The sequence below is a fragment of the Burkholderia sp. ZZQ-2 genome (assembly GCF_050768715.1).
GTDB classification, from domain to species: Bacteria; Pseudomonadota; Gammaproteobacteria; order Burkholderiales; family Burkholderiaceae; genus Burkholderia; species Burkholderia cepacia.
Genome location: NZ_LDVA01000156.1, coordinates 29062 through 48138, shown reverse-complemented (window position 1 = coordinate 48138; position 19077 = coordinate 29062). Strand labels below are relative to the sequence as shown.

The 19077-nt window shown below is 64.7% G+C and carries 20 protein-coding genes and 1 pseudogene; 15 read left to right on the top strand and 6 right to left on the bottom strand.

Annotation, left to right across the window (positions count from 1 at the left end; all coding sequences use genetic code 11):
• A pseudogene (locus ABY44_RS09485) lies at nt 1-162 on the top strand (DUF3761 domain-containing protein); the annotation flags it as partial.
• A 106-nt stretch (nt 163-268) separates the two neighbouring features.
• Here the strand turns inward: ABY44_RS09485 and ABY44_RS09480 are convergent.
• A complete protein-coding gene (locus tag ABY44_RS09480; RefSeq protein ID WP_060173078.1) occupies nt 269-1633 on the bottom strand; it encodes a polyhydroxyalkanoate depolymerase in 1365 nt (454 codons plus the stop codon).
• 277 nt (nt 1634-1910) lie between these two features.
• Here ABY44_RS09480 and ABY44_RS09475 point away from each other — a divergent pair, with 277 nt between their 5' ends.
• From ABY44_RS09475 to ABY44_RS09415, 13 genes are all read left to right on the top strand, one after another.
• Complete coding sequence (locus tag ABY44_RS09475) at nt 1911-2573, top strand: glutathione S-transferase family protein (protein ID WP_059693869.1); 663 nt, start codon at nt 1911-1913, stop codon at nt 2571-2573.
• Nucleotides 2574-2810: 237 nt separating this feature from the next.
• Nucleotides 2811-4055, top strand: coding sequence for a Crp/Fnr family transcriptional regulator (locus tag ABY44_RS09470; protein WP_060173079.1), 1245 nt, complete (start codon nt 2811-2813; stop codon nt 4053-4055).
• 14 nt (nt 4056-4069) lie between these two features.
• Nucleotides 4070-4834, top strand: a complete 765-nt coding sequence (locus tag ABY44_RS09465; protein WP_059684574.1) for a flagellar motor protein — start codon at nt 4070-4072, stop codon at nt 4832-4834.
• 39 nt (nt 4835-4873) lie between these two features.
• Nucleotides 4874-5542, top strand: a complete 669-nt coding sequence (locus tag ABY44_RS09460) for an OmpA/MotB family protein (protein ID WP_060173080.1) — start codon at nt 4874-4876, stop codon at nt 5540-5542.
• 158 nt (nt 5543-5700) lie between these two features.
• Complete coding sequence (locus ABY44_RS09455; protein WP_060173081.1) at nt 5701-7563, top strand: methyl-accepting chemotaxis protein; 1863 nt, start codon at nt 5701-5703, stop codon at nt 7561-7563.
• Nucleotides 7564-7668: 105 nt separating this feature from the next.
• Complete coding sequence (locus ABY44_RS09450; RefSeq protein ID WP_431641139.1) at nt 7669-8457, top strand: hypothetical protein; 789 nt, start codon at nt 7669-7671, stop codon at nt 8455-8457.
• A 179-nt stretch (nt 8458-8636) separates the two neighbouring features.
• Complete coding sequence (locus ABY44_RS09445; RefSeq protein ID WP_060173083.1) at nt 8637-9092, top strand: GNAT family N-acetyltransferase; 456 nt, start codon at nt 8637-8639, stop codon at nt 9090-9092.
• A 102-nt stretch (nt 9093-9194) separates the two neighbouring features.
• The gene (locus ABY44_RS09440) at nt 9195-9695 is read left to right on the top strand and encodes a hypothetical protein (protein ID WP_196487977.1); all 501 of its coding nucleotides are present in this window, start codon (nt 9195-9197) and stop codon (nt 9693-9695) included.
• Nucleotides 9696-10208: 513 nt separating this feature from the next.
• A complete protein-coding gene (locus ABY44_RS09435; RefSeq protein WP_027790965.1) occupies nt 10209-10412 on the top strand; it encodes a cold-shock protein in 204 nt (67 codons plus the stop codon).
• A 280-nt stretch (nt 10413-10692) separates the two neighbouring features.
• Nucleotides 10693-10917 (top strand): hypothetical protein, encoded by a 225-nt coding sequence (locus tag ABY44_RS09430; RefSeq protein WP_021157316.1) that lies wholly within the window; start codon nt 10693-10695, stop codon nt 10915-10917.
• A gap of 321 nt (nt 10918-11238) precedes the next feature.
• Nucleotides 11239-11649 carry a TIGR02594 family protein gene (locus ABY44_RS09425; protein ID WP_027790966.1) on the top strand — a complete coding sequence of 137 codons (411 nt, stop codon included), beginning with the start codon at nt 11239-11241 and terminating at the stop codon, nt 11647-11649.
• Nucleotides 11650-11908: 259 nt separating this feature from the next.
• Nucleotides 11909-12532, top strand: coding sequence for a LysE family transporter (locus tag ABY44_RS09420; protein ID WP_059693876.1), 624 nt, complete (start codon nt 11909-11911; stop codon nt 12530-12532).
• A gap of 7 nt (nt 12533-12539) precedes the next feature.
• Nucleotides 12540-12722, top strand: coding sequence for a hypothetical protein (locus ABY44_RS09415; protein ID WP_060173085.1), 183 nt, complete (start codon nt 12540-12542; stop codon nt 12720-12722).
• Nucleotides 12723-12772: 50 nt separating this feature from the next.
• Here the strand turns inward: ABY44_RS09415 and ABY44_RS09410 are convergent, their stop codons facing one another.
• The 5 genes from ABY44_RS09410 to ABY44_RS09390 form a co-directional block, all read right to left on the bottom strand.
• Complete coding sequence (locus tag ABY44_RS09410; RefSeq protein WP_060173086.1) at nt 12773-14209, bottom strand: efflux transporter outer membrane subunit; 1437 nt, start codon at nt 14207-14209, stop codon at nt 12773-12775.
• A gap of 16 nt (nt 14210-14225) precedes the next feature.
• Nucleotides 14226-15800, bottom strand: a complete 1575-nt coding sequence (locus tag ABY44_RS09405) for a DHA2 family efflux MFS transporter permease subunit (RefSeq protein ID WP_027790970.1) — start codon at nt 15798-15800, stop codon at nt 14226-14228.
• Between the two features lie 13 nt (nt 15801-15813).
• Nucleotides 15814-16908 (bottom strand): HlyD family secretion protein, encoded by a 1095-nt coding sequence (locus ABY44_RS09400; protein WP_060173087.1) that lies wholly within the window; start codon nt 16906-16908, stop codon nt 15814-15816.
• A 68-nt stretch (nt 16909-16976) separates the two neighbouring features.
• Nucleotides 16977-17408, bottom strand: a complete 432-nt coding sequence (locus tag ABY44_RS09395) for a MarR family winged helix-turn-helix transcriptional regulator (protein WP_060083373.1) — start codon at nt 17406-17408, stop codon at nt 16977-16979.
• 81 nt (nt 17409-17489) lie between these two features.
• The gene (locus tag ABY44_RS09390; protein ID WP_060173088.1) at nt 17490-18410 is read right to left on the bottom strand and encodes a LysR family transcriptional regulator; all 921 of its coding nucleotides are present in this window, start codon (nt 18408-18410) and stop codon (nt 17490-17492) included.
• Between the two features lie 91 nt (nt 18411-18501).
• On the opposite strand from ABY44_RS09390, the gene ABY44_RS09385 reads away from it, so the two are divergent.
• Complete coding sequence (locus tag ABY44_RS09385; protein WP_027790974.1) at nt 18502-18930, top strand: MarR family winged helix-turn-helix transcriptional regulator; 429 nt, start codon at nt 18502-18504, stop codon at nt 18928-18930.
• Nucleotides 18931-19077: the final 147 nt, after the last annotated feature.

The window sequence follows — 19077 nt, the reverse complement described above, 5'->3', positions numbered from 1 at the left end:
CCGGGCGGCGGCCCGGGCAAGGTGTGGGTCAACGACAGCACGAAGGTCTATCACTGCTCGACCGACAAGTATTACGGCAAGACGAAGCACGGCAGCTACATGTCGGAAGCCGATGCGAAGGCGAAGGGCTACCACGCGTCGCACGGCAAGGCCTGTTCGTAACGCAGGCCGACGCGCGAGCCTGATTCCTCGCGCGTCGTCCGCACGCTGCGGCCACTCACGCCCCGCCAACCTCGGCGGGGCGATTCGTTTTTAGCGCCGTCCGGTTTCAGCGGGCGTGATCCGACGCCGCGGCGGTCGTATCGGTCGCGCCGTCGTGCGCCGCTGCGCGCGCGTCGAGCAGCGCGCGCAGCGTCACGTAGTGCGTGCCGTCCGCGTCGCCTTCCGCGCCCGCGGTGCGATCGTACGGCTCGTTGTCATGGATCGTCGCGCGCACGATCGGATAGATCTGCGTTTCCCAGCGGCTGCCGTTGAACACGCCGTAGTGGCCCGCCCCGGTCTGCACGTGGTGCGTCTTCAGGTACGACGGCAATCCCGAACACAGCTCCTGCGCGGCGACCGTCTGGCCGACCGCGCAGATATCGTCCTTCTCGCCTTCGATCGTCAACAGCGCGGTGCGATGAATCGCCGCCGGCTCGACGAGCCGGTCGCCGACCGTCAGCTCGCCGCGCGCGAGTGCGTATTGCTGGAACACCTTCTCGACCGTTTCCAGATAGAACTCCGCGGTGAGGTCGGCGGTGGCGAAGTATTCGTCGTAGAAGTGCCGCAGGGTGTCGGCTTTCGCCGGGTCGCCTTTCGCGCGCTCGTAATACAGGTCGGCAAACGACGCCGCGTGGCGATCGGGATTCATCGACATGAACGCGCCGACCTGCACGAAACCCGGATACACGCATCGCTGCGCGCCGACGAAGCCCGCCGGCACGACGCTGATCAGGTTCCGCGCGAACCATTCGATCGGCTGGCTCGTCGCGAGCGCGTTGACCTTGGTCGGATTCACGCGGCAGTCGATCGGCCCCGCCATCAGCGTCAGGCTCGCGGGCTGCGCCGGATCGCCGCCGGCGGCCATCAGCGCGACCGCCGCGAGCGCGGCGACAGTCGGCTGGCAGACCGCGAGCACGTGCGCATCCGGGCCGATCTGGCGGATGAAGTCGATCACGTGCATGACGTATTCGTCGAAGCCGAACCGCCCGGCCGTCAGCGGGATGTCGCGCGGGTTGTGCCAGTCGGTGATGTACACGTCGTGGTCGGCCAGCATCGTATGCACGGTGCCGCGCAACAGCGTCGCGAAATGCCCGGACATCGGCGCGACGATCAGCACGCGCGGCTGGGGCGCGACCGGCAGCGCCTTGCGGAAATGCAGCAGCGTGCCGAACGGGCTGGCTGCGGCGGCTTCCTCGACGATCGGCACCGTTTTGCCGTCGACGACGATCGACGCGATGCCGAACGGCGGACGCCGGTGCGAGAACGCGCAGCATTCGAGCAGTTCGCACAGCGCGTCGAGCATGCGGCCGGTCGGCGTCGCGGTGGAGGGCGGCCACAGCGACATCGTCGCGCGGGCAGCCGCGGCCCATGCGCGCGCCGGGCGCACGCATTCGGCAGACCATTGATAGAACGGATAGGCAAGCAGATTCATGGCCTTTGCTCGTTGTGCCGCGTTGCATCGAACGAGGCAAGCCATGTGCCAGCCCGTGGCTGGCACGCGCGTTGCACGCGGTTCGGAAGCGCGGCGCCGCAGGCGGCACGCGAGAATCGGCAGGCGCGTGCGATGCGTTGCGGCGCCGGTCTGGCGCCGCGACAGCGTGCGTTGCCGCGCCGGTTCGGCGAATCCGCGGCACCGGCATGGTGCGGGTGAGCCGCGTGGCGTCCGTTTTCGGTGCAGGGGCACGAACGGTTTTGGACAGGGGAGCGACATGGAAGTCACCGGACAGACGACGCTGACCATCAGCAGCCGCAATTACTCGTCGTGGTCGATGCGCGGCTGGCTGCTCGCGAAGCTGAGCGGGCTCGTGTTCGAGACGGTCAGCGTGCCGATCGATGCCGCGTCGCGCGCGGAGTTGCTGCTGCTGTCGCCGTCGATTCTCGTGCCGTGCCTGACGCACGACGGCAACACGGTGTGGGACACGCTCGCGATCGCCGAATACCTGAACGAGATTCGGCCGCAGGCGCGGCTGCTGCCCGAAGACCGGCGAGCGCGCGCGCATTGCCGGTCGATCTGCGGCGAGATGCATTCCGGTTTCAGCGCGTTGCGGTCCGCGTTGCCGATGAACCTGCGCGCGCATTTCCCCGGCTTCCGGATCTGGTCGCGCGCGCAGCACGACATCGAGCGGATCGTGACGATCTGGCGCGAGTGCCTGGCCGCGTACGGCGGCCCCTGGCTGTTCGGCGCGGAGATCGGGATCGCCGACGCGATGTATGCGCCGGTCGTCACGCGCTTCCTGACCTACGACGTGAAGCTGGAGCCCGATATCGCCGAGTACTGCATGCAGGTGCTCGCGCATCCGTTCGTGACGGAGTGGATCGATGCGGCGAAGGCGGAGCACGAAGACATCGACGAACTCGACATGGAGTTCTGACGCGCGGGATCGCACGTCGCTTTCAATTGCACTACACGCACCGGCATCGAAACGGACGTTTCGATCCGGCGGCGTAACGCGCAAACGTTTTACCTTGATTTCGGTTCGACGCGAGGACGAATGCCCTAAAGGATGTTGAGCGCGATGACGTAAACGAGTCACGGGGACGACTCGCGATCGCATGCTTCCGACGTGCGACGCGCAGTCCGCAACAATCAGCGCAGCAGGGGAATCGACTTGAATCGTCAGCAATCGTGGACGCGTACGGCGGCGCCCGGGGAAATCATTTATTCCGAGGGTTTTGCGGGCGAGCCCGTCATCTTTCTGATCACCGACGGCAAGGTCGAACTGTCCACGCGATGCGACGACAAGCGTGTCGTCGTCGCGACGCTCGGTCGGGGCGAGTTCTTCGGTGAATCGGCGTTGCTCGCGGCCGAGCCGCGTGCCCATACCGCGAAGGCGCTTTCATTCTGTCAGCTGACGGTCGTGCCGGCCGGCATGCTCGACGAGGAAATCGAGCGTGTGTCGGCGCTGCTGCGTCATATCGTGCGCACGATGATCCGCCGCGTGAAGCGCAAGGACGACCAGCTCGCGACCTATACGCATGCCGACTTCATGCCGGGCGTGCTGTCGTATGCGCATGTGCTGGCGCTGATGGCGGGCGCCGATGCGCGCGAAACCGGCGACGCGTGGACGCGCCGGCCGATGCAGGCGCATGCGGCCGAAACGTCGGTGCCGCTCGCCGAAGTGATCCGCAAATGCCGTGCGATCGCCGGCCACTCGCGGCCGCACGTGCTCGCGATGCTGCGACGCATGGAGAAGCTCAATCTCGTCACGATCGAAGCAGCGCAGGCGGACCACGCCGGCGGGGCGGCCGATTACGCGGCGTCGTCGGATGCGCGCCAGGTCGTCACGTTCGACGCCGCGCGCGTGATCGATCGCGCGCAACAGGTGGCCGATCACGATCTCGACCTGTCGATCAACAGCGAACTCGAGCTCATCGAGCTCGCCGATCTCGAATCGCTGATCGGCGTCGAGAAGACGATGCTGCTCAACAAGCTGTCGAACGGCGAGATTGCCGACGAAGTGTTCGCGTTCCGCAAATCGAAGGTGCTCAGTTACGTCGAGCAGAAGGGCGTCGCGTACTTCTCGCGGCGCAACGCGCGTCGCGGCGGCGACGTGCGCGCGCTGGAGGATCTCGTGTGGATCGACCAGCGCACGCTGTTCGACGTCATCAGCGCGTTCGACACCTACGATCTCGCGAAGCTGATCGCGAATCTCGACGATCGCGCGGTGGCCGACAAGCTGTTCTCCGTGATGACCGAGGCGCGGCGCAACGAGGTGTCGTGGGTGATGCGTCGCGAGCTCAAGCTCGATCCGGTCGAGATCGAGGACATCGAGCGGCGCGTGCTGGATGCCGTGCGCGCGGCGAAGGCGCCGGCGGCGGGCACCACGCCCGTCGCATCGGCATCGGATGCATGACCAAGGGGGCGCGCATGGATCTGTTGACCCTGGCGGGTGTGGTGCTGGGCGGCGCGGCGATCGTGTTCGGCTTCGCGCTCGAAGGCGGGCATTTCCCGATGCTGTTCCAGTTCGAGGCGCTCGTCATCGTGCTCGGCGGCACGCTCGGCGCGGTGATGATCCAGAACACCTGGGCACGCTTCTTCGACGCGGTGAAACAGTTGCGGCTCGCGTTCGTGCGGGCGCGCGAGGTCGATCGCAAGAATCTGTCCGACCTGCTCGAATGGGGCGACCGCGCGAAGCTCGACGGGCTGCTCGCGTTCGAATCGATGGACGTGAGCGGCATCCATCCGTTCGCGCGCCGCGGGCTCGAACTGCTGGCGAACGGCGTGTCGACCGCCGTGCTCGAGGACGCGTTGCAGCGCGAACTCGATGCGTACGAACGCAGCCGCCTGGCGGCCGCGCGCGTGTGGCAGCAGGCGGGCGGATATGCGCCGACGTTCGGCATTCTCGGGTCGGTGCTCGGGCTCGTGCAGGTGACGAGCCACATGCTCGAACCGGCGCAGCTCGGGCCGGGCATCGCGGTCGCGTTCATCGCGACGCTGTACGGGCTGGCGTTCGCGAACCTCGTGTTCCTGCCGCTTTACGGCAAGCTGCGTGCGCAGATCGACAGCGAGCTGCGGTTTCGCAAGCTGTATCTCGACGGTTTCCTGGCGATATCGCGCAAGGAATCGCCGCATACGATCGAAACGCGCCTGACCGGCGACGTGCGCGGGCGCGCGGCGGAATCGCTTGCGTGACGAGCGTGTGTCGGACGACCAACCGGGATTTCCAATCGCATGACTGCTCGAACTGACGGTGCCTCCGCCGCCGATCGCGACGACCACGAAGTCGAAGGCGCGCAGTCCGGCCGCTGGCTGATTTCGTACGCGGATCTCATCACGACGCTGATGGTGCTGTTCCTCGCGTTGTACGTGCTCCAGCTCGCGAAATACAACGCGCTCGACGCGCGGTACCAGACGCTTGCGCGGCAGGCTGGTGGTGCCGCGAGTGCGGCCGATGCGGCTACGCCCGACCATGCGCCGCCGTGGCTCGCGTTGTTCGATTCGTTGAAGTCGAACGGCCGGATTTCGCTGGTGAAGGCGCCGCATGGTGTCGAGATCGGCATCGACGCGAAGATCCTGTTCAATGTCGGCGACGCGCGCTTGCTGCCTGATTCGTCGCCGGTGCTGAACCAGATTGCGCAGGCGCTGAGCGAGCACGCGACCGGAGACATCCTCGTCGAAGGGCATACCGACAGCCTGCCGATCGCAAACGCGAAATACGAATCGAACTGGGAGCTGTCGTCGGCGCGTGCGGGGAGCGTCGTGCGCTACCTGACCGAGCGCGGCGTGGCGCCGCATCGCCTGGCGGCGATCGGGCGGGCCGATACGCAGCCGCTCGTGGCCGGCGACGATGCGGCTTCGCGGGCGCGAAACCGGCGCGTCACGATCTTCGTCGCATACTGATTTGCGCTGATCGCGAGTCGACAGGCGGCCGGCCATGCCCGCCTGATAACAACATAACGAATCTCGCATGATGAACATCTGAAATCCGCGATGCGGTTCCGCGCGTGCGTGCCGATAACCCAAACTGGCTCAGACCGAGCGGTTACCGAGGGTTCCCCATGCACTTCTGGCGCAAGCTTTCCATTCAGAACAAGCTGATTCTCAGCATGACGAGTTGCCTGCTCGTGTTCGTCGCGATCTCGAGCGGACTCAGCATCCGTCTGATCGGCAACGCGGTGCGCGATCGCGTCGTCCGCGAGGAGCTGCCGACGGCCGTGAACGGCATCCGCGCCGACGTGCAGCGGCAGATGGCCGGGCCGATCGCCGCGTCGCGGATTCTCGCGCGCGACGCGTTCCTGCTGCAATGGGAAGCCGACGGCGAACCCGACGCCGGCACGCGCAACTGGATCCAGCTCGCGAAGAACGTGAAGGACGAGCAGAAGGCCGCGTCGGTGCAGTGGGTGTCCGTGAAGAGCGGCAACTACTACAACGAATCCGGCCTGCAACGGAAGGTGACCGACAAGGATCAGTGGCTGACCGGCTTCCTGTCGTCCGGCAAGGCGTTCGACGTGAACATGGACCGCGAGGTGACGGTCGGCGGCTACATGATGTTCATCAACAGCCGCGTCGAGCTCGACGGCGTGCCGATCGGCGCGGCCAGCATGAGCCTGTCCGTCGATGCGCTCGCGAAGGGGATCGCCGCCTACCGGATCGGCGAGACCGGGTTCGCGTATCTCGTGCGTCCCGACGGCGCGATCATGATGCATCGCGATTCGTCGCTGATCGACGGCAAGCATTTCATGAAGGACCAGCAGGGGTTGCCCGGCGATGCGTCGTCGACGCTGCTGGCCGGCAAGCCGTATGCGTACCTGAGCTACGACGGCGACGGCGGCGCGCGCTTCATCGCGACGTCGTTCATTCCGGAGCTGAACGCGTATGTCGTCGTCGAGGTGCCGCAGGCCGAACTGCTCGGGCCGGTGACGCGCGCGATCCGCAGCGCGGCGCTGGTCGCGGCGGTGGTGGGCCTCGCGGTCGCGCTGCTCGTGATCTGGCTGGTGGGCCGCGCGATTGCCGCGCCGATCCGCCGCGCGGCGACGCTGCTGTCGGAGATCGCCAGCGGCCAGGGCGACCTCACGCGCCGGATGACGGTCGAGAGCCAGGACGAAATCGGGCAGTTGTCGGACGCGTTCAACCGGTTCGTGTCGTCGCTGTCGACGCTGGTGCACAGCATTCGCGCGGCGTCCGCGTCGATTGCCACGGGTTCGGCGCAGATTGCGTCGGGGAATGCTGACCTGAGCGAACGTACCGAAGGGCAGTCGAGCAACCTGGAGCGGACGGCTTCGTCGATGGAAGAGATCACGGCCGTGGTGCGCAACAACACCGAGACGGCCACGACGGCCGCGAAGATGATCAACGGCGCGTCGGATACGGCGGCGCGCGGCGGCCAGGTGGTGGGTGAGGTCGTGACGACGATGGAGCAGATCAGCAACGCGTCGCAGCGGATCTCCGAGATCATCGTGATGATCGACAGCATTTCGTTCCAGACGAACATTCTCGCGCTGAATGCGGCCGTCGAGGCGGCGCGGGCCGGGGAGCAGGGGCGCGGGTTTGCTGTTGTCGCTTCGGAAGTGCGGAATCTGGCGCAGCGCAGCGCGCAGGCGGCCAAGGAGATCAAGGCGCTGATCGAGCATAGCGCGGGCACGGTGAATACCGGATCGCGGCTGGTCAGCGAGGCGGGGAAGGTGATGAGCGATGTCGTGTCGCAGGTGCAGGGCGTGAGCGCGATGATGAGCGAGATCGCCGAAGCCAGCCTGGAGCAGAGCGCCGGGATCGATCAGATCGGCGATGCGGTGCAGTCTTTGGATCAGATGACGCAGCAGAATGCGGCTTTGGTCGAGGAAAGCGCAGCGGCGGCGGAGAGTTTGAAGCAGCAGGCGGCGGAATTGACGAGGCTCGTGTCGGCTTTCAAGGTGGATGAATAAAGGCTGATTCGCGATTTAGAATGGAGCGTTTCTGAGGGACGGCTGCCGTGGGTTCACGGCAGCCGTTTTGCATGTCGGTGCGGGATTCGGTGACGTCCATAAAAAATGAAGCGTTTTTCCAGGTGGAAGATCGGGGTGGGGGCAGTGGTGCTCGTCGCGGTGATCGCCGGGGTGGGGGTGAAGGTGATTGCGTCGCCGACCGATTCCTACCTCGCGTATCGGAAGCAGGCTGTCGACGCGATCGGGGCGGCGAAACCGGACGACAAGGCGGAACTGGACAGGAAGTACACGCCGGAGGTGAATGCACGGCTGGCCAGGCTTGTCGGGAAGGTCAGGGCGAGAGGCTTTTCCGCGACGGCGGGGAGCACCGTCGACGGCCTCTCCATCGACGACGGGACGACGCCCGGGCCGGATGGACTGCTCCTGAAGTCGGGTGACGGCAAGGTGAACCTCGTCGTGACGACGGTTCCGCTTTTGACGGCCTGGGCCAGGACGGCGGATGCGGGGATCAGGTCGACGGATGATGTCGCGTCGATTTTCGATAACGCGACGTTTTACACCGATGTGTTCGGTCACGACGCCGCGGCATTCCGGTTTGCCGAATTGCCGGTGAAGCGGAAGCCGGCCGATGCGGCGGTGAAGGCGTTGCTGCTGGGTGAAAGCCAGGACGGGATGCCGGACGGGCCGAATACGCTGGCCGTGTCGATCAGGCAGGGCGCGCGGATTTATATCCTGTGGCGGGACGCGACATTGCCGAAGATCGTCGCCTGCAGTGCGGAGCGCGTGCCCGAGGAACAGCGGCCAGCCTGCTTCGCGCAGCAATTGCCCAAACAGCGGCGCTATTCGCGTTTTCTGTCCGAAGCACAGGCGATGGTCGATGCGGTTATTCAATAGGACGGAATGCGATTGCCTCGGAATCTCGAGGCGATCGGATTCGCCCGCTTTTTGACACGTTCGACAGCACCGGAAGCATCGCCGACAATCAGCGATTGAAGATCAGGCAGCCATCGATGTCGAATACAGCTTCGTCGCCGGGTACTTCAATTTCCCTTTTCTGCCCAGCTTCGTCAGCCATGACCATCGCCTTCGAGTCTCCCGATCAACCTGACGTGATCGCCCTCATCGCCGATCTCGATGCGTACCAGGACACCCTGTACCCGCCCGAGAGCCGGCACGCTCTGGATATCGCGTCGCTGAATCAATCCAATGTGCTGTTTGCCGTCGCGCGGGATAGCGACGGCAAAGCGATCGGTTGCGGCGCGGTTGTCCTCACTCCTGAATACGGCGAACTGAAGCGGATGTATGTCAGCCCGCAAGGTCGCGGGCAGGGTGTCGCGAGGAAACTCATGGCGCTGCTCGAGTCCCGGGCGATCGATCTCGGTTGCACGTTGCTCACGCTTGAAACCGGACCCTATCAACACGAGGCGCTGGCCTTATATGCATCCGCGGGGTATCAGCGCCGCGGGCCGTTCGGCGGTTACGCGAATGACCCGTTGAGCATATTCATGCAAAAACCCATCGCGGCTTGAGGGGCTGGTGTCAGTTGCGGATTCAACCGGTCAATGCCGTCTTGTGGTATGGCCATATTGAAGTGGTAAACGTATTTTGAAGTAGTCCGGGAGAAGATAGTGGTGGAGAAAAGTCGCAAAAGGCTTACTGAAATACACATAGAGCGGGCGCGATCGCATGCTCTGCGTTTAGTCGCATTCGCGGGATCGGTGTTCCCCGGAGAGTGGAGCGACTCCTGGAGCGAAGTAGTTGTTTCTGATCTGCTTGAATTCGGGTTTCATGCAAGGAAGGTGAATGAATTCTGTGGAATTATGGAAAATAATTTCCCTTCTATAAATATTGGTGTTGTGAAAATAATTGACGACGATTTCGAGGATTGGGAGAACAGCTATCGCCATGCGCTGAATGCGCTAATGCACATGAAATCTTTTGTGTTGGGGTATGCGCATGCAGATCACCGCAAGATATTTCTCCAGGCTGAATCCAACTTGATGGCAACTTACGTAAAAGTTGAGACGGACAGGTTCTCGGAGGTCACTATTAGCATTTTCGGACTTGCAGAATGCTTTCTGAATCACGTTATACCGACGATTCGAGAAAAAGAGCTGGGCTTGACGTTCTAACCCAAGATTGACCGCGACGCGCACCCAATGTGTCGCGCTGGACTCTCGCTCCATCTCCCTTCGCCCCACCAAATCCCCGCGGGCCGCTTCGAAGGCATGGCGGTGTTCGTCGAGATCGTCAGTACCGGCAGCCTGACTATGGAAGCCGAGCATGGTCGGCAAGCATTTGAATGCGTGTCCGCGGGCAAGAAGGTGGCGCTGGCGGCAGGTAAGGCCGGAAGCACAATCCGTCGATCTGTTGTCCAACCTTTGCGCCCTGTCAGGCAGGGCGCACAGCAAGATAGGGTCGTATCGCTTTGTCCGAAAAAATGGGTCACCGGGAGAAACAGTTACAAGTTAGCAGTTGACGCGCGCCAGCCCGGCGGTTAGTGTACGCATCGAAGTCCAAGAAGTCCGATTGCTGTTCATCAATTGCTCGCTTTCCACAGCGGTATTCGTTGTCCTCTCCCTCCTTGACGCTTCACGCGCTCTTCAACGGCGCAAATCTCTCTATTTTTTTCTCAAGGAATCTTCATGGATACCGGTATCGTCAAGTGGTTCAACGACAGCAAGGGTTTTGGCTTCATCACGCCGGATAACGGCGGTGACGACCTGTTCGCCCACTTCTCCGAAATTCGTGCCGACGGCTTCAAGACGCTGGCTGAAAACCAGAAAGTGAGCTTCGAAACGAAGCAGGGCCCGAAGGGTCTGCAAGCGGCCAACATCACGCCGCTGTAAAGTTTGAAGGGCCCGGCCTCCCACGACGGACGCCGGGTCGCAGCGACACCCCCACGGAGCTTCGTCTCCTGAAGTTGGCGCGATTGCTCTTAGCTGCATCTGTTCATTCAGCAGCTCGCCAAGCGCCACACGCCTCGTTGCACTTCATTCCCCCCTCCGGCAGCAACGCCTCACTTTCGCTTTCCGAAAGCTTCAGATTCAGCTTGCAATAGCTTTGAATCGACGCGTCCGTGCATATTGCGCACGGCATGCGCGCACTCGAACATGATTAAAATTAAAAATGCAAAACAAACGAATTCAACAATACAACGGCTATGCCGTCCAACCCTCGGCGCATCGTTTGCCCGACGGTAGTTTTTCATCCAACCTGGTGCTCGAACGTACCGACAGCACACCCGCGGAAGGCCGCTACCAGTTCTATTCGCTCGATTACTTCGCGAGCGAAGCGCAGGCACTGCGGCACTCGGCTCGCTGGGCACGTCGCTGGATCGACACACGCGGTTAAAGGTAACGCCGCGGTACCCGACACCCAACGCAGGTGAGTCACCCGGGCGCGCACGACAAGGCGCGTCCAACCCTCGCGCGCGATCGATTCGTTACGCTTCGATTCGATCGGCGCACCACGCTCTCCCGGTTCCGAAGCTGGCCTGTCGCCGAGCATGGTCGTCAGGCACTTGAACGCGCTCGTACAACGCGAGGCCACGCGTACAGGTGCTCGTCGCCTCGCATCATTCGTGCGAAGATTGACCGCACATCACACTCGCCCGAGAACGACGTGACCGCATTCAACCCCGAGAGCAAACCGGACACCGCCCACCCGCCCTGGATGCCCGTCGCGATGGCGGAACTCGGCATCCGCCGCCATCCGCCCGGCAGCATCAATCCGCGCATCGTCGAATACAACAACCAGACGAACCTGGTCGGCTACGACGACAAGATTTCCTGGTGCTCGTCGTTCGTCAACTGGTGCATGACGCACGCCGGCATTCGCGGGACGGGCTCCGCGCTCGCGCGTTCGTGGCTCGAATGGGGCCGGCCGCTGGAGCGCCCTGTGTACGGCTGCATCGCGATCCTGACGCGCGACGATCCCGCGAGCTGGAAAGGGCATGTCGGTTTCTACCTGCGTCACGACGACGAGCACGTACATCTGTTTGGCGGCAATCAACTGGAAGAGGTGCGCGAACTCGCGTACCCGTTGAACGAAGTGATCGGCTACCGCTGGCCCGACGCCGTCTGACTAACCGCCGCAGCGCAGACAAAACTTCGAACATCGCCTTTCAAGCGGCGGCTAATTTGTCGCACACACCGTATCGATCCACGCGGAGCCTGCCGACGCGCCCGCCCCTGTAATACGCGGTTGCAAGGCCCGCGGCGGCGGCACGAGGGAAAGTATGTGGCTGCCGGCGCGCCGCGTTTCAGATCGTCCCGCATGCAACCAGAATCGGCGTGCTAGAGTAAGCCGGCATTCCTCCTCACCTGAATCCTCACGAACCGCCATGAGCTATCTTCCCCAACTCGCCGCAGTCGGCGGCGTGATGTTGCTGGCGTGCGTCAGCCCCGGCCCCGACCTGATCGCTGTTTCGTCCCATGCGCTCGGCAATCGCCGTGCGGGTTTGCTGGCCGCGTCGGGCATTGCGTCGTCGCATGCCGTGTGGGCGGCGATGGCGATTTTCGGGCTCGGGCTGATCGTCGCGAAGCTCGCGTGGCTGTACGAGGCGATCCGCATCGCCGGTGCGGCTTACCTGATTTACCTGGGCATCAGAACGCTGTCGGGCCTGCGCCAGTCGGCACGGCAGGCTGAAGCGGCAAGCCAGCCGATCGTTCGCGGCGGCGTGCATGCATACCGGAAAGGGCTGCTGGTCGGCCTGACCAACCCGAAGGCCGCCGCGTTCTTCGGCAGCCTGTTCGTCACGCTGCTGCCCGCGCATGCGCCGGCATGGGTGCATGGCGCGACGCTGGCCGTGGTCGTCGCCGTATCGCTGACATGGTTCTGCACGGTGGCCGTGCTGTTCTCGACGAACCGCGTGCAGACGGGTTACGCGAAACTGCGTAAGCCGATCGATGCGGTGATGGGGACGATTCTGTTGGGGCTCGGCGCGAAGCTGGCGCTGGATCGGTAACGCTGCGATGAACGTGCTCGGCCCGATCCTCATCGGGCTCCTGCTGGCGGCGGGAGTGTTCGCTGCGATCCGGTTCTGGCACAAGCTCATCACGCGTATCGTCACCGTCATCGCGGGGCTGGGCATTGCGTGGCTGGCGGTTTACCTGATCGCGTTGTCGTCGGTCAGATGTCTGGGGTCGTGCGGTTGACGAGCGGGACGCCGGCAAGTGTTGAAGCCGGCGTCGTATCGTGATCACGTTCAGTTCTTCGCCACCGCCTCCACCGTCGGCCCTCCCGCCGCGTCGTTCCTGCTCCACCCGCCCCCAAGCGACCGATAAAGCGCGACCGCCGCCAGCGCATGCTCGCGCCTGACCTGGTTGAGCGAATCCGAATCCCGCAGATACACCTCCTGCGCCGACAGCACATCCAGAAAATCCGTCGCGCCACCCTTGTAGAGCTGATTCGCCAGCCCGAGCGCCTTGTCCGACGCAGCGAGCGCACTATCGAGCCGCCGCGTCGCCTCATCGGTGCTGACGAGATTCGCGCGTGCATCCTCGACTTCCCGCAACGCCTGCAGCATCGTCTGCCGCAACCCGAGTTCCGACTCGCGCATCCGGCTTTCGCTCTGCGAGATATCGGCCGTAATCCGACCTGCATTGAAGATCGGGCTCGTCGCGCTCAACGCCGCGCTGAACAGGTTGTCGGTCAACGTCGGCAACCCGAGATAGGAAGCCGCGAGAATCCCGTCCGTCAGGTTCAACGAAAACTTCGGATACCGCTCGGCCTTCGCCACGCCGACTTGCGCCGCCCGCCGCTCGACCTGCGCATACGCAGTCAGCACATCGGGCCGCCGCAGCAACGCCTGCGAAGGCAGCGTACCAGGCGCGCCAGCCGGCGGTGCGGGAATGTCGCCGGCCTGCGCGAGCACGAGCCGATCGACCGATTCCGGCGTGCGCCCCGAATACACGGCAATGAGATTGAGCTGATGCGAGATCTGCGCCTGCGTCGGCGGAATCCGCGCTTCGAGCGCGTCGAGCTGGTTCTGCGCACGCGTGACGTCGAGTTCCGTCGACAGCCCGAACGCCTGTCGCTTGCGCGTGAGTTCGAGCGCATGCTGGCGGATCTTCGCGTTGTCCTGAAGGATCTTCAGTTCCTGCTGTGCCCAACGCAGATCGACATACGCGGACGCCGCATCCGCTGCGAGCGCGAGCCGCATCGCATCTTCCGCATGCTTCTGGCCGACGAGTTCCGCCTGCGCGGCGAGCAGGTCGAGCCGCTCGCCGCCGAACACGTCGGGCGACCAGCTCAGCGCGAGCCCCGCGCCGGCCTGCCGCACATAACCGAGCGGCGGTGGCGTGTTCTGGCGTGCGTCGGCCGCATGCGCGGTCGCGTCGAGTTCGGGCAGCAGCACCGCGCGCTTCTGCACGGTCAGCGCCTGCGCCTGCTTCACGCGTTCGGCGGCGGCCTGCAGATCGAGGTTGCCGTCGAGCACGACCGCGATCAGCCGGTCGAGCACGGGATCGTGGAATTGCGCCCACCAGGCGGCCGCGTCGATATCCGTGCGCGGCACGTCGGTATCCCATGCGGCGGGTGCGAGCGTCTGGACGGATTCGGACAGCACCGGATGCTGCGCGGGCTGCACCGCGCACCCGGCGGCGAATGCGCTGACAGCCAGCGCGACGAGTAGCTTTTTCATGATGATGACCCTGGCCTCAGTGCGCGTCCGGCGGCGGCGCGTTCAACGTAATGGGTTTGGAAAACACGACGGCAAACAGCGCGACGACGAAACACAGCGACAGCACGTAATACGCATCCGCATAAGTGAGCGTCAGCGCCTCTCGATAGATCAGCCGATGCAGGTTCGCCAGCCCGGCCTGCGCGGTATTCAGCGTATTGCCTGCGACGGAGCCCCAGTACGCGGCCTGTCGATCGAGCAGCGACGCGATCTGCGGCTCGCCGGCGCTCACGTGCTCGTTCAGCCGCAGGTAGTGAAAATTCAGCCGGTCGTTGAGCATCGTCGCGCTCACCGCGATGCCGATCGCCCCGCCGAGATTGCGCATCAGGTTGAACAGGCCGCTCGCCGATTTCAGCCGCGACTGCGGCAGCGAGCCGAGCGCCATCGTGACGATCGGCGGCACGCTGAACTGCTGGCCGATGCCGCGCAGCGCCTGCGGCAGCAGCAATTCGCGCCAGCCCCAGTCGTGCGTGATCGGCGTGTACAGGTAGCAGCCGAGGCCGAAACAGATCAGCCCGAACACGAGCAGCGCACGCAGGCTGAAGAAGCGCGCGGCGAACGCATACGCGCAGAGCGCGACCAACTGGAACGCACCGACCGACAGCAGCGCGATGCCGATCTGCAGCGAGCTGAATGCGCGCACCTGCGCGAGAAACAGCGGCGTCAGGAACACGGTCACGAAGATCCCGATGCCGGTCACGAACGACAGCAGGCTGCCGATCCCGAAGTTGCGCACGGCGAGCGCGCGCAGGTCGACGATCGGATCTTTCGCGGTCAGCGCATGCACGAGGAACAGGAAGCCGCAGATGCCCGAGATCCACGCGCAGATCACGATCGCATCGTCGCCGAACCAGTTCTTGCGCGGGCCTTCCTCCAGCACGTATTCGAGGCAGCCGAGGAAACCCGACATCAGCACGATGCCGAGGTAGTCGCCGCGCTTGATGAGGCTCAGGTCGGGTTCGTCGATATGCACGTAGCGCGGCACGAGTGCGGCCACCGCGATGCCCGGTACGAGGTTCAGGTAGAACAGCCAGTGCCACGACCATTGATCGGTGATCCAGCCGCCGATCACGGGGCCGATCGCCGGCGCGAGCGACGCAAGCGCGCCGATGGTCGTCGACGCGATCAGCCGCTGCCGGCCCGGGAACAGCACGAACGCGGTGGTGAACACGGTCGGGATCATCGCGGCGCCGAGCGCGCCCTGCAGCCCGCGAAACAGGATCATCGAGTTGATGTCCCACGCGAGCCCGCACAGCATGCTCGTGATCGTGAAGCCGACGGCCGACGCGACGAACAGCCAGCGCGTCGACATCACCTTCGACAGCCAGCCCGACATCGGGATCACGATGATCTCGGCGATCAGGTAGGCCGTCTGCACCCACGACAGTTCGTCCTGGCTGGCGGACAGGCCGCCGCCGATGTCGCGCAGCGACGACGCGACGATCTGGATGTCGAGCGTCGCCATGAAGAAGCCGACGCACATCAGCGCGAAGGCGAAGACGCGCTGCTTCGTCGGTTGCGACGCCGGGTCGCCGGAAAACGCGGTGGTCATCGTCGTCTCCCGTTCAGTTCGCGCGGCCGGTATGCACGGTCACGACCGCGGACAGGCCGGGGCGCAGCACGTGCTCGAGGCCCGGCTGCGGATCGAGATGCACGCGCACGGGCACGCGCTGGACGATTTTCGTGAAGTTGCCGGTCGCGTTCTCGGGCGGCAGCACGCTGAAGGTCGCGCCGGTCGCGGGCGCGAGGCTGTCGACGCGGCCGTGCAGGCGCGTGCTCGACGCATCGAGCGACACGTCGACGCGATCGCCCGCGTGCATCTTGCGAAGCTGGTCTTCCTTGAAGTTCGCGTCGATCCACAGTCCGGAAGCCGGCACGATCGTCAGCAGCGGCACGCCGACGTTCGCGAGCATCCCGACGCGGCCCGTGCGATTGCCGACGTAACCGTCGACCGGCGAGCGGATCGTCGTGTATTCGACGTTGAGCGCGGCGACGCGCTGCGCGGCAACCGCGGTGTTCACGCGCGCCCGCGCGTCGGCGAGCTGCGCGCCGAGCACGTCGAGCTGCCGCTTCGACGCGAGCAGCGCGGCGTCGCTGCGTTCGACGGCGGCGCCGGCCTTCGAGTAATCGGCGTCCGCGCGTTCGACGATCTGGTTCGACACCGCGTCGGATTTCACGAGCTCGCGATAGCGCACACGATCCGATGCGGCGCGCGTCAGCTCGGCCGACGAAGCATTCTTGTCCGCTGCGTGCTGTCCGATCACCGCATATTGCAGTTGCTGCTTCGCCTCGAGTTCGGTCACGGCGGAGCGCGCGCTGTCGACTTCGGCGCTGGCCTGTGCGAGCTTCGCGTCGTAGTCGCGTGCATCGAGCTGCACGAGCACGTCGCCGGCCTTCACGCGCTGGTTGTCGGTCACGAGGATCTTGTCGACGAAGCCGTTGACCTTCGGCGCGAGCACCGTCACGTCGCCGCCGACATAGGCATCGTCGGTGCTTTCCTGGAAGCGCAGCACGAACAGCCAGTCGAGCGCGGCGGCGGCCACGACGACGATGACGGCACCCACCGCGATGCGCATCCACGGCACGCGGCGCTGTTGCTTCGCGGGTTGGTCGGTTGTGGCTGCTTCGCGTGACGCGGCAGCGGCTTGGGTCGTTTCCATCGATTCACCTATGTATATGCACGTATAAAAACGAAAGACGGCGTGCCGTCCGTCGGGGAAGTCGTCAATCAGCGTTCCGGCAGGTTGTGCGTGATCCGGAACAATTCGTCTCTGAGGCGGGCCGCCTGCGCCGACCCGAAACACCGCTCGAATGCTTCCTGCGCGGCGAGCCAGTGCACGTGCGCATCGGCGACCTTGGTTTCGCCGTGCTCGGTGAGTGCGAACGTCTGGCCGCGGCACGGCGGCTCGATCCGGCCCGCCACCAGCGCCGCGCCGACGAGCGGCTTGAGCGCGCGCAGCAGCGCGGTGCGTTCGATCACCAGCACGCTCGACAAGGTCGCCATCGTCAGGCCGGGCTGGTCGCGCAGCAGCGCGAGAATGCTGTATTGCGACGGCGTGACGCCCGCCCGCGACAGATAGCGCTCGTAGAACTGCGAGATCCGGCGGGCGGCTTGCCGGACCGCAAAGCAATCATCGTCGGTGAGCGTGGTCTTGTGCATGTGCACATGTTAGGTGGCAATACGGCGTGAAGCGAGCGGAGGCGCAGGATCAGATTGTTGTCACGGCTGTATCAATCGGCGTCAGGCCGCAGCCGGAACGATCCAGCCTTCGCGGTCGCAGTAGGCGGCCGTGTAGTCGATGAACGCCTTGACCTTCGCGGGCAGCAGCGCGCGGTTCGCGTACGCGAGCTTGATCTCGACGAAGGCATCGACGAGATCGGCGTCCGGCAGCAGCTGCACGAGCGCGCCCGACGCGAGTTCGTCCCCGACGAGCGTTTTCGGCACGACGCCGATGCCGAAGTCGTGCATCACCATTTCGCGGTTGAAGACGGGGCTGTTCGACGAGATGTCGAAGCGGAACGGCACGGTCAGCGTGTCGCCGTCGATGCGGAACGACAAGGCGGGCCGCCGCAGCGACGGCGACATCGGCACGAACGGATGGTCGGCCAGATCGGCCGGCGTTTGGGGATGCGAATGCGCGCGCAGGTACGCGGGTGTCGCGACGATCACGACCGGAATGCGTTCGACCAGCCGCACGACGGTCGTTTCGCTCGTCAGCATGTACGGCACGACGATGCCGATGTCGTAGCCTTCGCCGACGAGATCGACCGGGCGCTCGGTCAGCGTCACGTCGAGGCGCACCTTCGGGTGCGCGGCCTTGAAGCCGGCGATCAGCGGCACCAGCCGGTTCAGCGCGGCCGTCGTGTGCGCGACGAGCCGCAACAGGCCTTCGGGCTCGCGCGTCGGCGACTGCGCTTCCGCTTCGAGCGAGTCGAGCTCGTCCAGCACGGCCGCGCAGCGCTCGTAGATGCGCTCGGCGGTTTCGGTCAGCGACACCTGGCGCGTGGTCCGGTGCAGCAGCCGGCTGCCGAAGCGCGCTTCGAGATCCGCGACCGCGCGCGACACGACAGGCCGGGCGAGGCCGAGCATGTCGGCTGCGCGCGTGAAGCTGCGCAGCTCCACCACCGACCGGAAGATCCGCAGCTTGTCGATGTAGTCCATGTCCGTCTCCTTGACGCGAGGGCCGGCCGCCGGCCTGGTTACGGCGGAGTGTACATTGACTTTATGCATATGCACATATAAATTGCGAGGCATGAACGACACCTCGATTGCCCAGGCGTGCAACTGTCTCGCGCTGCGTCAGGCGGCGCGCTTCGTCACGCAACTGTACGAACGCCATCTGGCCCCGGTTGGCGTCACGCCCGCCCAGTTCTCGATCATGTCGAACCTGACGCGCAGGCCCGGCCTGCTGATGAGCGAACTCGCCGATAGCCTCGTGATGGATCGCACGACGCTGCTGCGTGCGCTGAAGCCGCTGCAGCGCGACGGCTTCGTCGCGACGGCCGCGTCTGAGCACGATGCGCGTGCGCACGCGTTGAGCCTCACGAAGCCGGGCGAGCGCACGTTCGCGCGGGCGCTGGTTGCGTGGCAGGCTGCGCAGGACGAATTCGAGACGCAGTTCGGACGCGACCGCGCGAAGGCGCTGCGCGACGAGCTGTTCAGCGTGACCGCGGAACGCTAGACGAACCGGCGGCAAACTGGAGCGGAATTCGAGCCATTGCCCACTTCGGTGACGCTATATGGCTGAAATTGGTTTTTAAACTGTCCGGATCGGCGCGGATCTGGACAGTTTTTATTTCCAGTTGTAGAGTCCCCTGACGGATTTCAC